The sequence below is a fragment of the Labrenzia sp. THAF35 genome (genome assembly GCF_009363595.1).
Classification (GTDB): domain Bacteria; phylum Pseudomonadota; class Alphaproteobacteria; order Rhizobiales; family Stappiaceae; genus Roseibium; species Roseibium algicola.
The window spans coordinates 978,663-993,463 of sequence record NZ_CP045380.1 but is presented as its reverse complement, the minus strand read 5'-3'; the positions used below and the strand labels follow the sequence as shown (position 1 = coordinate 993,463).

Sequence of the window (14,801 nt, the reverse complement as noted above, 5' to 3'; positions counted from 1 at the left end):
CGCGCCTCTCGTAGAAATGAAAGACATGTGCATCTCCTTCGGCGGGGTGCAGGCCGTGGATCATGTCTCTGTCGATCTTTATCCGGGTGAAGTCGTGGGTCTGCTTGGCCACAACGGTGCCGGCAAGTCGACCCTGATCAAGATCCTTTCCGGTGCCTACAAGGCCGACAGCGGCGAAATCCGCATCAACGGCAAGGAAGTGCACATTCACTCGCCGCGCGACGCGCGGGCGCAGAACATCGAGACCATCTACCAGACGCTTGCTCTGGCGGATAATCTCGATGCCGCGTCCAACCTGTTCCTCGGCCGTGAACTGACCTCGCCGCTCGGCTTTGTCGACGACGATGCCATGGAAGCGGAAACCCGCAAGATCATGGGCCGGCTCAACCCGAACTTCAAAAAGTTCCATGCGCCGGTGAAAGCCCTGTCGGGCGGTCAGCGCCAGTCGGTGGCCATTGCCCGCGCGGTCTATTTCAACGCCAAGATCCTGATCATGGACGAACCGACCGCCGCGCTTGGCGTGCATGAAACGCAGATGGTGGCTGAACTCATCCAGGAACTGAAGAAACAGGGCCTTGGCATCTTCCTGATCAGCCACGACATCCACGACGTTTTCCAGCTTTGCGACCGTATCGCGGTCATGAAGAACGGTCAGCTAGTCGGCACCGCCCGCACGACCGACGTCACTGATGACGACGTGCTCGGCATGATCATTCTGGGTAAATGCCCGGAAGGGGCGATCCCGGGTCCAGGTGCTCTTGTGGACGATACAGTGGTCGGATAAACCGACAGGACCCGCGGGCTCTTGCCCGCGGGACTTCCTCATGGTTTGAACAGTTGGCCTGGCCCTGTTCGGACGGTGTGGACCCTCATGCCGACACCCGGTCACGGGCCATCGGCATTCTTTTTGATTGTTTTTGAGGAACGCACCTCATGTATATCGGCCTCGATATCGGTACCAGTTCGGTCAAAGCCATTCTTCTTGGTGAGGACCAGTCCCTGATCGCATCGGCAACCGCGGAGTTGACGGTCCAGCGTCCCCATCCGGGCTGGTCGGAACAGGACCCGGACAGCTGGTGGCGGGCTTGCGAAACCGTTCTGGACGCGCTCAAGGCGGAAGCGCCGAAGGCCATGGCCGCGGTGCGTGGCATCGGCTTGTCCGGCCATATGCACGGCGCCACGCTTCTGGATGCCACCGGTAAGCCGCTGCGCCCCTGCATCCTGTGGAACGACGGCAGGTCGGGCAAGCAATGCTCGGAACTGGAAACGGCCGAACCGAAATTCCTGACGCTCGGCGGCAACCGGGTGATGCCGGGCTTCACTGCGCCGAAGCTGCAGTGGGTGCGCGAGAACGAGCCGGAAATCTTCGCCAGAACCACCATGGTTCTGCTGCCCAAGGACTATGTCCGTTTCAAGCTGACGGGCGAGTACGTCGGCGAAATGTCCGATGCTGCCGGAACGCTCTGGCTGGATGTCGCCAGACGCGACTGGAGCGACGCGCTTCTGGCCGCCACGGGCCTCACCCGTGAGAACATGCCGCGCCTTGTCGAAGGCTCCGAAAGCTCGGGCACACTCAAGGCGGATCTTTGTGGCCGCTGGGGTTTCGACGCCGCTCCGGTGGTGGCCGGCGGCGGCGGCGACAATGCCGCATCTGCCTGCGGTGTCGGTGCGGTCGATCCAGGCTCGGCCTTTGTCTCGCTCGGGACCTCCGGCGTGCTGTTCGTGACCAACGACCGCTTCTCGCCCAACGTCGACAGCGCGGTTCACGCCTTCTGCCATGCCGTGCCGGACACCTGGCACCAGATGGGGGTGATCCTTTCGGCAACCGACAGCCTCAACTGGCTCGCAAAGGTACTGAAGCGCAATCCGGGTGAACTCACCGGTCTGGTTGGCAATTTGGAAGGGCCTTCGCCCGTTTCCTTCATGCCTTATCTCGGCGGCGAACGGACGCCGCACAACGACGTCGACATCCGCGCCGGCTTCTTCGGCATTTCCCACGGAACCGACGATGCCGAACTCTGCCACGCGGTACTCGACGGTGTCGCCTTTGCGCTGAAGGACTGCCTGGAAGCGCTCAGCGTTGCCGGCACCGGTATCGAACGCGTTCTGGCGGTCGGCGGCGGGTCTCGCTCGACGGTCTGGCTGGAGATCATCGCCAGCCTGCTCAATGTTCCGGTCGACGTTCCGGTGGATGGCGACTTCGGCGGCTCGCTTGGCGCGGCCAGGCTCGGTCAGGCCGCCGCGCTCGGTAGCACCGAGGGCATTTTCACCAAGCCCGCCCTCAAGGCCAGCATCGATCCGGTGCCGGCCCTCACACAAAGATATGCCGAAGGCTACGAGCGCTGGCGCAAGCTTTATCCGGCGCTCAAACAAGCCGGCTTTTAGGAAACATATTCAAGGAGATGACAACATGAGCACTGGGTTCTTCGGCGATCTTCAGCCGATCCAATACACCGGGCCGGCAAGCACCGAGCCGCTGAGCTATCGTCACTACAACAAGGACGAGGTCGTCCTCGGCAAACGCATGGAAGACCATCTGCGTCTTGCCGTGTGTTACTGGCACAGCTTCTGCTGGCCGGGGTCTGATCCGTTCGGCGGCGAAACCTTCAACCGATCCTGGATGGCGGCTGGCGGCGATCCGATGGAACAGGCCAAACTGAAGGCAGACGTTGCCTTCGAGATGTTCCAGATCCTGGGCATGCCGTTCTTCACCTTCCATGACCGCGACGTTGCGCCGGAAGGCCGGACGCTTGCCGAAAGCAATGCCAATGTGAACGCGATTGCCGACATCTTCGAAAAGAAGATGGCCGACACCGGCATCAAGCTCCTTTGGGGCACGGCCAACATGTTCTCCAACCGCCGCTTCATGGGCGGTGCGGCCACAAATCCGGATCCGGACGTCTTCGCCTATGCCGCCGCACAGGTGAAGAACGCAATGGACGTCACCTATCGCCTCGGTGGTGAGAACTATGTGCTCTGGGGTGGCCGCGAAGGTTACGAGACCCTGCTCAACACCAACATCAAACAGGAGCTGGACCAGTTCGGCCGCTTCCTCAACATGGTGGTCGAGTACAAGCACAAGATCGGCTTCAAGGGCACGATCCTGATCGAGCCGAAGCCGCAGGAGCCGTCCAAGCACCAGTACGACTACGACGTCGCCACCGTCTATGGCTTCCTGAAGGCCTATGGGCTGGAAAACGACGTCAAGATGAACATCGAGCAGGGCCACGCCATTCTGGCCGGTCACTCGTTCGAGCACGAACTGCACATGGCCCGTTCGCTCGGCATCTTCGGGTCCGTCGACATGAACCGCAACGACTATCAGTGCGGCTGGGATACCGACCACTTCGGCATGAACGTGCCGGAACTGGCGCTCGCCTACTACGAGATCCTGATGGCGGGCGGCTTCACCACCGGCGGCACTAACTTCGACGCCAAGCTGCGTCGCCAGTCACTCGACCCGGTCGATCTGATCCAGGCGCACGTCGGCTCAGCCGACGCGATTGCCCGCGGTCTGAAGGCCGCGGCAGCCATGATCGAGGACGGCCGACTGAAGGGCTTCGTTGATGACCGTTATGCCGGCTGGCAGAAGCCGGAAAACGCCGACATCCTCAAGGGTGGTTCCTCGCTCGAGACATTGGCCGAGCGCGTCCACAAGGCCGACCTGGAACCGCAGCCGAAATCCGGCAAGCAGGAATACCTGGAAAGCCTGGTCAACCTGTTCGTCTGAGGACCGCCTGCACACAAGAACGGAGGTCACGGGCACCGTGACCTCCTTAATTCGACTGACCGCTTGGTTGGCAGACTGCCTCAGCTGCGCATTTCCGATGAAGTCCCTTGTTTCGCGTCCTTGTTGCGCCTGCAGCGTTCGGAGCAATGGCGCACCTCTTCCCAGTCACGGGCCCATTTTCGACGCCAGGTGAAGGGGCGTCCGCAAGTGGCACAGAGCTTTACCGGCAGATCCTCTTTCTTGCGCATTTTCATGAATTTGGCCCGAAAAGGTCTGCCTGGTCGGGTTTGATCCGCGGTTTCCTGCCGCGCCGGGCTTTCTCCTGGCCGCGCATTGCAATCCCGCTTTTCCGGCTGCCGTGTTTCGATTGGATATCTGCCGCTGCCCCGCGGAATGCTTGTCCCTTCCGTACAGCCCAGACCTTGTCCCGCGCCTCGCGCGCCGCCTCGAGATAATCGACGACCGGGAAGGGATAGCATTTGCCCAGAACCTTGCCTGCGTTATCTGCCTTCCAGGGTTCGTGAACATGCGCGGTCGCAATGTCCTTCAGCTCCGGCACCCACCGTCTAACGAACAGACCCTCCGGGTCCTGATCGAGACCCTGCTTCACCGGATTGTAGATCCGGATGGTGTTGATCCCGGTGGTTCCCGATTGCATCTGCACCTGCGGCCAGTGAATGCCGGGTTCATAATCGGTGAATAGCCGCGCCAGATGCAGGCCCGGTGCTCGCCAGTCCAGCCACAGATGATAGCTGGCAACTGCCATCAGCATTGCCCGCATTCGAAAATTCATCCATCCGGTGGCCGCGAGTGCTCGCATGCAGGCATCGACAAAGGGCAGGCCCGTCTCCCCTTTCTGCCAGGCTTCAAGCCGTTCTCGGTCAGGCTGGGCCGGTCGAAGCCCCTCGTAGGCGGGGTGCAGGTTGCGGAACTCCAGAGAGGGTTCGTCTTCAAGCTTCTGCATGAAATGGCAGTGCCAGTGAAGGCGGCCCGAAAAGGACCGCATGGCTGCCTGCCACGTGCTGCGGCCGGGAAACTCCGAACCCTTCAGATCACGCTGGCGGCTCCAGGTCGCCTGGGTTACCTCGCGCAGCGACAACGAACCGAATGCCAGATATGGCGAAAGACGGGAGCAGGCATCGAAGGCCTTCACCGGCGTCGCCATGGCAGCCCGATAAGGCTTGCCGCGCTGAAACAGGAAGCTGTGCAGAGTTGACTGTGCAGGGGACCGCCCGCCGCGCTGCCGGTTCGGGCAATGGTCGTTGGGCAAACCCAGTTCCGATGCTGCTGGAGGCTTGCCGAGATCGATACCGGGATTGCTTTCGGCAAGCGGCGACAAGCGGGGTGGATCGACAGGCGCTTCTGCCATGAAGCGGTCCCAATGCGCGGCCCAGCCGTCCCGTGTTTGAAGGCGTCGAATTACGCCGGTTTGCCGGCACTCCGTCCAGGGAATTCCCTGAGCCCTGCACCAGGCGGCAACACGCTTGTCCCGGGCAAACGTCCAGTCGTTTCCCGTCTCTTCATGTGACCAGAGCCCGGCAACTCCGTTTGATCGCAAGAAGGCACCGAGAACCTCGGTAACCTCGCCCGTGCGGATGACCAGCGGCTGGCCAACTGCTGCCAGGTCTCGTCTCAATTCGGAAAGGCATTCCAGCAAAAACGCATAGTGGCGTCCGGCCATGTCGGGCTGTTGCCAGAGGTCGGGTTCGATGACGTAGAGCGGCAGTACCGGACCGTGAAGGCTTGCCCGTTTGAGCGCTGCATTGTCCTCAATCCTCAGGTCCTTCTTGAACCAGACGATCTGGATGGTTTTCGTCACGACATTCTGTTCCCGTCCAGGAAGGCGTTCTTCCTTGATACGCGTGAACAGGGCGTTGGATTTGTGCCGGAAGCGTTTGTCAGAACCGGTTGAAGATCTGTGCGCCGTCCGGGTCTGACAGGTTGTGCAGGCGGTGTGCAGCATGGCGGGCGAAACGATGGGTTACCGATTTCCGGGTCGCTGCCGCCAGCTTGTGTTCCGGTGCTTCGCGCAGGATCTCCGCCCCGAAGCCGTCGGAAACAATCAGCCCGGCCTCCTCGGGAAAGATCTCCAGCGGGACGTCCGGATGCGTTGCGAAATAGAGCCGGTCGCAATGAAGGCGGTAGTCCGGCCACTTGGTATCCGCCCGGAAATCGGCAATCGAGGATTTGACCTCGACTATCCAGAGCTCATGTTTCGGCCCAAGCGCCAGGAGGTCCGCCCGCCGGGCGGAGGCAAGGGTAACTTCCGGCAGGCAGGCGAAATCGAGTTGTCGCAACAGCCGCGCGGCCCCGCGCCAGACCTTCAGTGCGGTTTCCGACTGACGTCCGTCCTTGAGCGGGTCATCCAGCTGAATCCGCCCCGCTAGTGGCTGATGATCGGGTTCCATGCGCATTTTGTTCCACATTTGTTCGTTTTTTGCAAGTTTTGCCGTTGGCGACATTGACCTTTCCTGCCAACTTGCGCGATGTTTCGGCGCATCGGATAATCCGGTTGGATCTTGTCACTCCGGGAGGGGGTAGCGGTTGAACGGTTTCACACGAAATGCCTTGTTGGGCGTTGCACTGGCGTTTGCGTGCGGGCCTGCGCTTGCAGGCAAGGGAGACCTGATGTTCCAGGTGCCGAAATCCGCACCCCTTCTGCAAGGGCGGGCACTGGATCTGCGTTTTGCGGATTTCGCGCAAGGCATATGGGTGCGGGAACTGCAGGATTGTCCGGCTCCACGGATCGACCGAAGCGCACCCGGCTCGACGCTGGCCATCTACCGCGGCCTTCTGGAAACCCCGGGGCGTATCTGCCAGGTCTATGGAGCTGAAAAGAGCGGCAAGATGACCCAGCGTGCGGCCATCAATTGCCTGCTGACGGATGGCGGCGAGGCGATCGAACTGGTCACCGTTCAGCCCCGTGGCACCGAAGGGCTCATGGTTCAGGAAGGCGAGAAGCCGCCGGTCCATTTCCGCTTCTGCGAGAAGATCGTGCCGATCCTCCAGTCGTCAAACAGCAACTGATGCCTTTTTGTTGGTTGGTTTGAGGGCGAGCGGCTCTCTGCCTCAAGCGCCTGACAGCAAAAAATGCCTCATCCTGAGGAGCGGTGGATCAGACAGAAATGCGGTAACAACCAGTTCGACCCTCTCACAGCAAAATAGCCAGAGCCGGATCAGATCTCCGGCCCGCTCCACAGGTTCGACTTCGCGGTCTTCTTCGGCGTGCGGCTTTCCGAGATATGCGCCGTCAGCGGGTCGAGCGTGCACAGGGCGTCATACTGGCTGAGGAACACCTGCCCGCTCAAATGTTTCAGGAAATCGGTCCGCTTCAGTCGGTCCATCACCGGTCCCTTCACCTCCGAAAGGTGGAAGGAAACACCGGAATCCGACAGGCGGTGGTTGATTTCCTCAAGGCTCTCCAGGGCACTGGCGTCGATCTCGTTCACGGCCGGGCACATCAGCACCACGTGTTCGATATCGGGCTTTTCGGCCACCAGTGCATAGATCCGGTCTTCCAGAAACCGCGAATTGGCAAAGAACAGGCTTTCATCGACCCGTAGCGTCAGCACCCGGTCACCCGTCACCACGGCGTGCCGGTCTACATTGCGGAAGTGCTCGGTTCCCGGCACGACACCGACAATTGCCATATGTGGCCGGCTGCTGCGGTAGAGATAAAGCGCGATCGACAGGGCAACGCCGGTCACTACGCCCGGCTCGACACCGAAGAACAGGGTGATCAGGATCGTCGCGGCCATGGCTGCGAAATCGCTCTTGGAATAGGCGAAGGTCCGCTTGATCGCGCCGAGATCGACGAGCGACAGCACGGCAACGATGATGGTGGCGGCCAGAGTTGCCTGTGGCAGATGCGTCAGCAGCGGGGTCAGGAACAAGGTGGCCAGCGCAATGCCGACGGCGGTGAAGGCACCAGCCGCCGGGGTCGCTGCCCCGGCATCGAAATTGACGACCGAGCGGGCGAACCCGCCGGTGACCGGATAGCCACCGGAAATGGCGGAGGCAATGTTGGAGGCGCCGAGGCCGATCAGCTCCTGATCCGGCTCGATCCGCTGACGCTTCTTGGCTGCCAGCGTCTGCGCAACGGAAACGGATTCCACAAAACCGATGACCGAAATCAGCAGCGCGGGACCGGCAAGCGCCAGCCACAACTCGCTGTCGAAGGCTGGCAGATGCGGCACCGGCAGGCCGGAGGGAATGTCGCCGACAACACGCACGCCTTTCTCGCCGAGTTGAAAGACGGCGGACAGGATCGTGGTCACCGCTACGGCTGCCACCGGCCCGGCCTTGGTCAGGATATCGGCAAAAAACGGTTTCATTCCCATACCAAGCAGCAGCTTTTTCAGGCCTTTGCGCACCCAGAAGAGGAAAGCCGTGGCCGATACGCCGATTGCGAAGGTGATCCAGTTGATCTCGCCAAGGTGCTGCAGGATGGAGCCGAGGATTTCGTAAAGCGTATGCCCGTTCGCCTTGACGCCGAGGATGTGCTTGAGCTGGCTGGACGCAATCAGCAGGCCCGACGCGGTGATGAAGCCGGAAATCACCGGATGGCTCAGGAGGTTCGCCAGGAAGCCGAGCCGGAACAGACCCATGGCGATCAGCATCAGGCCGGACAGGAAAGCGAGAATGATGGCGGCACCCAGATATTCCGGGGTGCCCTGCCTGGCCAGTTCGCCAACGGCGGAAGCCGTCATCAGCGAGACCACGGCAACCGGCCCGACGGCCAGCGCACGGCTGGTGCCGAACAGGGCGTAGGCGACAAGCGGCAGGATGGATGCATAAAGGCCGACTTCGGGCGGCAGACCAGCCAGAAGCGCATAAGCAAGAGACTGCGGGATCAGCATGATCGTCACGATCACCGCCGCAACGAGATCGTTTGTCGCCGTTTCCCTGTCATAGCTTTTGCCCCAGTCGAGAATGGGCAGATAGCGCTTTAGGCGGATCATTTTTCTTGGCCTTTGTCGGGGCTGGTAAAAACTCGAGCCGGGAAACCGGCTCGAGTTGCAGGTTGGTACGATGGGCCGGTTTTCCGGGCTTGTTATGCTGCCGATACTTTTTCCGGCTTGGCCAGCCATTCCTTGCCGCGCAACATGGCACGCCAGTAAATGGGAGGCAGGATTCGCTCCTTCAGGAGCCATGCGGTGCGCGTTGGCTTGGTCCCGTCCACCAGCCAACGCGGGAAGCTCGGCAACAGCGTTCCACCGTAGCCGAACTCGGCCAGGACGATCTTGCCACGTTCAACGGTGAGCGGGCAGGAGCCGTAGCCGTCATATTGGGCCGTCGCGCTGTGCCCTGCGATATCGGAAACGATGTTTTCCGCGACCACCGGAGCCTGTTTGCGCGCAGCCGCGGCCGTCTTGGCATTCGGCGCATTCATCACATCGCCGAGCGACCAGATGTTGTCGAAGGTCTTGTGGCGCAGCGTGGACTGGTCGACATCGACCCAGCCGGCGGCATCTGCCAGCGGCGAGACGCGAATGAAATCGGGTGCTGTCTGCGGGGGCGTCACATGCATCATGTCGAACTCGACTTCCACCTGGCGTGGATCCTTTTCCGGTTCCTTCACCTCGAAGACGGCCTTTTTGCCAGGCCCGTCGACGGCAACCAGATTGTGGAAGAAGTTCAGGCCGGCATCGTATCGCTTCACGTAGTCCATCAGCGCAGGCACATAGTCCTTCACGCCGAACAGCACGCCGCCGGCATTCATGAACTGGATGTCGATCTTGTCCAGAGTGCCGGACTTCAGCCAGTGGTCTGCCGAAAGATACATGGCCTTTTGCGGCGCACCGGCGCATTTGATCGGCATGGGCGGCTGGGTGAACAGCGCCCGCCCTGCCTTCATGGTCTGCACCAGGTGCCAGGTGTAGGGAGCCATGTCGTATCGATAGTTGGACGTCACGCCATTCTTGCCGAGCGTGTCAACAAGGCCTTCGACCTTGTGCCAGTCGAGCTTCAGGCCCGGGCAGACCACCAGCCGCCCGTATTTGACCACTCGGCAGCCGTCCAGAACGACGGCATTGTCCTTTGGTTCGAAGGCGGCGACAGCCGACTTGATCCAGTGAACGCCCTTCGGAATGAGGGAGCCCATGGTCTTGGCGGTGTCCGAGGCCTCGAAGATACCGCCGCCGACCATCGTCCAGCCGGGCTGGTAGTAGTGAACGTCTGCTGGGTCGATGATGGCGATTTCCAGGTCCGACTTGCGGGAAAGCAGACTGGAAGCCACCGAGATGCCGGCCGCGCCACCGCCCACGATGACGACGTCGAAACGCGCATCCTCGGCAGTTTCGGTCGGTGTGCGGCCGCCGTTGGCGATGCGCCGCACCACGCCAGCCATGTCGTAGCCGGCGGCCTTGGTTTTGGAGAGGATGTCGGAGAGCGGCAGCTTTTCGGCCTGGGACAACGACCAGAGCGTTGCCGAGCGCGTACCGGTCCGGCAATAGGCCAGGATCGGTTTCGGCAGGCTTTCCATCAACCGCCCGAATTCTTCGGCATCCGTATCGCCCACCTTGCCGGCAACGATGGGCAGATACCGCGCTTCCATACCGAGCTTGCCGGCAGCCGCTTCGATTTCCTCGAACGAGGGCTGGTCGGCACCTTCCCCGTCGGGGCGATTGCAGATCACCGAGCGAAAGCCCTGTTGTGCAAAGTCGGCCATGTCCTCGGGTTTTACCTGGGGAGCTACCGATATCTGGGAATTGATTGCTTTCATGGGTCCTGTCCGCCTCCTCCCGGCGATGAAGTCTCGACCGATTTTCTGCAGACGCCCGCCTCGCGTGGATACACGGGGATCAGCCGCCTGCTTCGGTTCTGCTAGAGGGGCCGTTCAATGGCCTCGATCAGAGGCCGTTGACCGGCACTTTCAGGAAGGTCTTGCCGCTTTCATCCGCGGGCGGCAGCTTGCCGGCGCGCATGTTTACCTGCAGCGAGGGGATGATCAGCTTCGGCATGTCGAGCTGGGCATCGCGTTCCGTGCGGAACTTGACGAATTCTTCTTTCGTCTTGCCGCCACCGACGTGGATGTTGTGTTCCTTCTCGGCACCCACCGTGGTCTCCCACTGGATGTCGCGGCCGTTCGGGCCATAGTCGTGGCACATGAACAGGCGCATGTCGTCCGGCAGGGCCAGCACCTTCTGGATGCTGTCGTAAAGCGTTGCCGCATCACCGCCCGGGAAATCGGCACGGGCCGAGCCACCATCCGGCATGAACAGCGTATCGCCGACGAAGGCGGCATCGCCCATCACATGCACCATGCACGCCGGAGTGTGGCCGGGCGTATACATGGCAAAGGCGGTCAGCTCGCCGATCTGATAGACGTCCCCGTCACGGAACAGGCGGTCGAACTGGCTGCCGTCGCGCTGGAACTCCGTGCCTTCGTTGAACACCTTGCCGAAGGTTTCCTGGACGACGGTGATCTTGTCGCCGATGCCCAGCTTGCCACCCAGTTTCTGCTGGATATACGGCGCTGCCGACAGGTGATCGGCATGAACATGTGTCTCGATCAGCCATTCCAGCTTAAGATCCTTCTCGCGGATATAGGCGATGATCTGATCGGCATGGTCATAGGTGATGCGGCCGGCGGCGTAGTCGATATCCATCACGCTGTCGATAACGGCGCAGGCGTTGGAAGCCGGGTCCTTGACCACGTAGCTGATCGTGTTGGTGGCCGGATCGAAAAAGGGTGTGACGTCAGGTTTGACACCCATGTCGACCGGATAGTTTGAGTTGCTCATAACAATCTCCCGTTTGTTTTTGCCGGCCGAGCCGGGTCAGGCTTTTGCGGGTTGCTGGCGATGGCCGAGGGCGATCATCCATCTTGCGGTCAAGATGCCGGCAACGATAGCACCGGCGGTCAGCAGAGGCTCCATGCCCAGACCCAGCACCGGAACGAGACCACCCGGACAGAAACCGCTCAGGCCCCAGCCGATGCCGAAAACTGCGGAGCCGCCGATCAGTTTGGCGTCGAGATCGGTTCTCGAAGGCAGGTTGAAGCCCTGTGCAAGCAGCGGCGTGTTCATCCGGAAGACCAGACGATAGCCGATGGCCGTGACAAGCAGCGCACCACCCATCACGAAGGCAAGGCTCGGGTCCCAGGTGCCAGCCACATCGAAGAAGTTCAGAACCTTGGCAGGGTCGCCCATGCCCGAGATCAGGATGCCGCAGCCGAAGAGGAGGCCAATGGCAAAAGCGGAAAGAAGTTTCATGCCGTTATCCTCCAAAGACGTGGCGGGTCAGGTAGACGGTCACACCCGCGGTTGCCATGAACGTGACGGTTGCCACGATGGACCGTGCCGACAGGCGCGAGATGCCGCAAACACCATGGCCGCTCGTGCAGCCGGAACCATAGGTCGTGCCGATACCGGTCAGAAAACCGCCGACCACCAGCAGCAGCGGGGAGGACGGCACGGTGATTTCCGGCAGCTGCCCGGTTACGCCAAGCATGATCAGCGGGCTGGCGACCATGCCGGCCAGAAAGGCGGCGCGCCAGGCCCAGTCCTGGTTGAACTGCGTGGTCAGAAAGCCGCTGGCAATGCCGTTGATGCCGGCAATGCGCCCGAGCACGGCCATCAGGGCAACCGTGGCAACGCCGATCAGCGTTCCACCCAGGAAACTCATAAGGGGTGTAAAGTCAGTCATGATGTGCCCTTGATTACGATATATTCAAATATATGAATATACGAAAAAAGTATCAAGGGGTAATTTTCGATTGCGCTTCCGGGACCGGGGAGCTGACACGCGAAAAACAAACTCGGCCATTGGTGCCTAACCCGCTGGAATAATGGTGTCTTTTGGCGTAAAGCGAAGCCTTGATCCGAATATGTCTCGCAAGAGAATGGCGGCCCATTAGGACATTTTTGGGACCGCGTTGTGTGGAGGCTCAACAGATCAACCGTCTCTAAACCAGCGCAAGGGGCTGGTCCGGAACGTGTTGCAGGCACCAGATCCGAACTGCTGCGATGGCGAGATTACTGAGCCTGCGGTGCAGCCACGGGCGTATCTTTTGCGGGAACCCCGGACGCAGCCGGAGGTACCGGACCATAGCTGAAGCCAAGCACGACTTCCGTCCCGTCCGCTCGCTTTCGCGTTATCGCGCCAGGCAGCAGATGGGCCGGATTGTCGGTCGGGTCCGGAGTTTCGATATCCGTTTTTGGACCGGAAAACTCGCCCATCGGGCGCAGGATATCCTCATGTACCACGCTGCCGAGGTAAAGCGGATGCAGGCTGCCCGCTTGCAGGATGGCATAGCGGCTCGGCCAGAGCCGAAGCACCCAGCGTCCGCTTTTGTCTGCGTCGGCGGAATGATCCTTGCGGATGAGAACGAGAGACGGTTGGCGACCGTTCTGGCTTCGAGGCAGGATCGGCAGGGAATCCGGCGGTGTCTTGCCTTCCACGAACCCGCCTGCACTCGAGAGGGACCATTTCGGCGGTTTCTGCCAGCCATCGGCTTCTGCAGCCTGGGCAAAGCGGTCCAGGGACCCGGTGTACTGGATCACCAGCGGTTCCTCGGTATCGCCATTCAGTTCGATCCGCTCAGCAGGCAATGCCCGCCAACCGCCTGCAAGCCAGCCCGTTGCTGTCAGCGCTTCGGTGTTGGTGCGCGGCTCATAGATCTGAAGTGCCTTGTCATAGGTACCTGAAAGGTGCCAGGTGCCGAAGATGCCGAGTGTAGCAACGACGATGACGGCAAGTGTCGTCCGGCCGATCTTCTCGTTGTGGATCGGGCCGAACACGAAGGCGAAGGCGGAAACCATACCAATGCCGAACAACAGTCCGGCCAGGACGTCCGACATCCAGTGGGCGCCAAGGTAGACACGCGAAAAGCCGATGGTAATGACCAGTGTCGCGGTGATGGTGAAAATGCTGGCCTTGGCCCAACGGCTGAGATCGTGGGCGATCAACACGGCGCAAATGCCGTAGAGCACTGCGTTCAGCGTCGCATGGCCACTGGGGAAACTGTAGGCGTCGGCACCCGCATAAAGTTCGATCGGCCGCGAGCGATGCAGCATCAGCTTGAACAGGGGCACGAACATGGCAGTGCCGGCCATCGCGATGACGAAGCCGATGCCGCGCCGCCAGGCTTTCCTCAGGAACAGATAGGCGGCGACCGCAACGGTGACGGCGGTAACGACGATCCCGTCGCCGAGCGATGTCACGAACACCATGATCCGGTCGCCGACCGGCGTGCGCAGGCTGTCGAACAGGTTCAGGATGGCAAGGTCGGCCCGCACCATCGGTTCGCCGGGGGCGATTTCTCCGACAATCCAGAAGAAGGCCGGCAAGGAGATCAGCAGGATCAGCGCGGAGGCCAGCATGCCTGCCGAGCGTGGATGCGCGGGGTCGAAATTGCGTGCGATCCATTGGGATACCCGGTCCTGACGCTTGGCGAAGCGTTTGAAGATGGCCGCATGGGTGTTGGGAAACAGCGGCAGGACAATCAGGATCAGCCAGCGGCCGAGCATCACCGCCAGGAAGACGATGACCAGAAGAGCGCCGAGCACCAGGGCCAGCCGTCCGCTGATCTGGCCGATGGCATCAAGTGCGGAACCTGCAATGATACCGGGGGCAATATGCACGATCGTCCAGGCGAATGCGGAGGTGACGTTGACCACCGAAAAGCGGGTGAAATTCATGCCGGCCATGCCGGCGATGCCTGGAACCACCGATTTTACACCAGGCACGAAGCGGCCGATGAAGACGCTCTTGCCGCCGTGTTTCTTGAAGAAATTCTCGCCGCTTTCCACAATGTCCGCATATTTGTTCAGCGGCCACATGGTCTTGATCTTGTCCTTGAAGGTGTAGCCGATCCAGTAGGAAATCGCATCGCCTGCGGTCGCTCCCAGGGTCGTCCAGATGAACAGTGGCACGGGATCCAGCTTGCCGAGCCCGACAAGCGTTCCGGCGCCAACCAGCACCACCGTCGTCGGCACGAAAAGGCCGATCAGGAACAGCGCTTCGCCCATGGCGGCCAGAAAACAGATCAGACCTGCCAGAGACGGGTTTTCCGCGATGAAGGTCAGAACAGGATCAAGAAATTCGGTCACGGGGTCGGTCGTGTTGG

General features: G+C 61.1%; 13 protein-coding genes. 4 read left to right on the top strand and 9 right to left on the bottom strand.

The features are described from left to right. Positions 1-16: 16 nt before the first annotated feature. The 3 genes from FIU93_RS04570 to xylA all read left to right on the top strand — a co-directional run bounded on the left by FIU93_RS04570 (position 17) and on the right by xylA (position 3,730). Positions 17-784: an ATP-binding cassette domain-containing protein gene (locus FIU93_RS04570; protein ID WP_006939086.1), complete on the top strand. Its 768-nt coding sequence runs from the start codon at positions 17-19 to the stop codon at positions 782-784. A 149-nt stretch (positions 785-933) separates the two neighbouring features. Then, a complete protein-coding gene (xylB, locus tag FIU93_RS04565) occupies positions 934-2,385 on the top strand; it encodes a xylulokinase (RefSeq protein WP_152504942.1) in 1,452 nt (483 codons plus the stop codon). A 25-nt stretch (positions 2,386-2,410) separates the two neighbouring features. Beyond that, a complete protein-coding gene (gene xylA / locus FIU93_RS04560; protein WP_022999245.1) occupies positions 2,411-3,730 on the top strand; it encodes a xylose isomerase in 1,320 nt (439 codons plus the stop codon). A gap of 80 nt (positions 3,731-3,810) precedes the next feature. On the opposite strand, the gene FIU93_RS04555 is transcribed toward xylA, so the two are convergent. The 3 genes from FIU93_RS04555 to FIU93_RS04545 all read right to left on the bottom strand — a co-directional run bounded on the left by FIU93_RS04555 (position 3,811) and on the right by FIU93_RS04545 (position 6,138). Beyond that, entirely contained in the window at positions 3,811-3,978 is a 168-nt protein-coding gene (locus tag FIU93_RS04555; RefSeq protein WP_152507496.1) for a DUF2256 domain-containing protein, read from the bottom strand. 2 nt (positions 3,979-3,980) lie between these two features. Further along, entirely contained in the window at positions 3,981-5,549 is a 1,569-nt protein-coding gene (locus FIU93_RS04550; protein WP_209010281.1) for a deoxyribodipyrimidine photo-lyase, read from the bottom strand. 79 nt (positions 5,550-5,628) lie between these two features. Further along, positions 5,629-6,138 (bottom strand): MmcB family DNA repair protein, encoded by a 510-nt coding sequence (locus tag FIU93_RS04545; RefSeq protein WP_031268744.1) that lies wholly within the window; start codon positions 6,136-6,138, stop codon positions 5,629-5,631. A 136-nt stretch (positions 6,139-6,274) separates the two neighbouring features. Between FIU93_RS04545 and FIU93_RS04540 the strand changes: the two genes are divergently transcribed. Beyond that, a complete protein-coding gene (locus tag FIU93_RS04540) occupies positions 6,275-6,757 on the top strand; it encodes a hypothetical protein (RefSeq protein ID WP_031268743.1) in 483 nt (160 codons plus the stop codon). A gap of 149 nt (positions 6,758-6,906) precedes the next feature. Here FIU93_RS04540 and sulP read toward each other — a convergent pair whose 3' ends face one another. The 6 genes from sulP to FIU93_RS04510 all read right to left on the bottom strand — a co-directional run bounded on the left by sulP (position 6,907) and on the right by FIU93_RS04510 (position 14,784). Further along, entirely contained in the window at positions 6,907-8,691 is a 1,785-nt protein-coding gene (gene sulP, locus FIU93_RS04535; RefSeq protein ID WP_152504940.1) for a sulfate permease, read from the bottom strand. Between the two features lie 92 nt (positions 8,692-8,783). Then, the gene (locus FIU93_RS04530; RefSeq protein WP_022999240.1) at positions 8,784-10,454 is read right to left on the bottom strand and encodes a bifunctional protein tyrosine phosphatase family protein/NAD(P)/FAD-dependent oxidoreductase; all 1,671 of its coding nucleotides are present in this window, start codon (positions 10,452-10,454) and stop codon (positions 8,784-8,786) included. A 127-nt stretch (positions 10,455-10,581) separates the two neighbouring features. Beyond that, a complete protein-coding gene (locus tag FIU93_RS04525; RefSeq protein WP_152504939.1) occupies positions 10,582-11,475 on the bottom strand; it encodes an MBL fold metallo-hydrolase in 894 nt (297 codons plus the stop codon). A 36-nt stretch (positions 11,476-11,511) separates the two neighbouring features. After that, positions 11,512-11,946, bottom strand: a complete 435-nt coding sequence (locus FIU93_RS04520; RefSeq protein ID WP_062491082.1) for a DUF6691 family protein — start codon at positions 11,944-11,946, stop codon at positions 11,512-11,514. A gap of 4 nt (positions 11,947-11,950) precedes the next feature. Continuing rightward, complete coding sequence (locus tag FIU93_RS04515) at positions 11,951-12,379, bottom strand: YeeE/YedE family protein (protein ID WP_031268741.1); 429 nt, start codon at positions 12,377-12,379, stop codon at positions 11,951-11,953. A 329-nt stretch (positions 12,380-12,708) separates the two neighbouring features. Beyond that, positions 12,709-14,784 carry a bifunctional DedA family/phosphatase PAP2 family protein gene (locus tag FIU93_RS04510; RefSeq protein WP_152504938.1) on the bottom strand — a complete coding sequence of 692 codons (2,076 nt, stop codon included), beginning with the start codon at positions 14,782-14,784 and terminating at the stop codon, positions 12,709-12,711. Between the last annotated feature and the right edge of the window lie 17 nt (positions 14,785-14,801).

Excerpts from the sequence above, each read along its gene's own strand:
- FIU93_RS04570 (WP_006939086.1), top strand. The coding sequence starts at position 17 with ATGAAAGACATGTGCATCTCCTTCGGCGGGGTGCAGGCCGTGGATCAT.
- xylB (WP_152504942.1), top strand. The coding sequence starts at position 934 with ATGTATATCGGCCTCGATATCGGTACCAGTTCGGTCAAAGCCATTCTT.
- xylA (WP_022999245.1), top strand. The coding sequence starts at position 2,411 with ATGAGCACTGGGTTCTTCGGCGATCTTCAGCCGATCCAATACACCGGG.
- FIU93_RS04555 (WP_152507496.1), bottom strand. The coding sequence starts at position 3,978 with ATGCGCAAGAAAGAGGATCTGCCGGTAAAGCTCTGTGCCACTTGCGGA.
- FIU93_RS04545 (WP_031268744.1), bottom strand. The coding sequence starts at position 6,138 with ATGGAACCCGATCATCAGCCACTAGCGGGGCGGATTCAGCTGGATGAC.
- sulP (WP_152504940.1), bottom strand. The coding sequence starts at position 8,691 with ATGATCCGCCTAAAGCGCTATCTGCCCATTCTCGACTGGGGCAAAAGC.
- FIU93_RS04530 (WP_022999240.1), bottom strand. The coding sequence starts at position 10,454 with ATGAAAGCAATCAATTCCCAGATATCGGTAGCTCCCCAGGTAAAACCC.
- FIU93_RS04525 (WP_152504939.1), bottom strand. The coding sequence starts at position 11,475 with ATGAGCAACTCAAACTATCCGGTCGACATGGGTGTCAAACCTGACGTC.
- FIU93_RS04520 (WP_062491082.1), bottom strand. The coding sequence starts at position 11,946 with ATGAAACTTCTTTCCGCTTTTGCCATTGGCCTCCTCTTCGGCTGCGGC.
- FIU93_RS04515 (WP_031268741.1), bottom strand. The coding sequence starts at position 12,379 with ATGACTGACTTTACACCCCTTATGAGTTTCCTGGGTGGAACGCTGATC.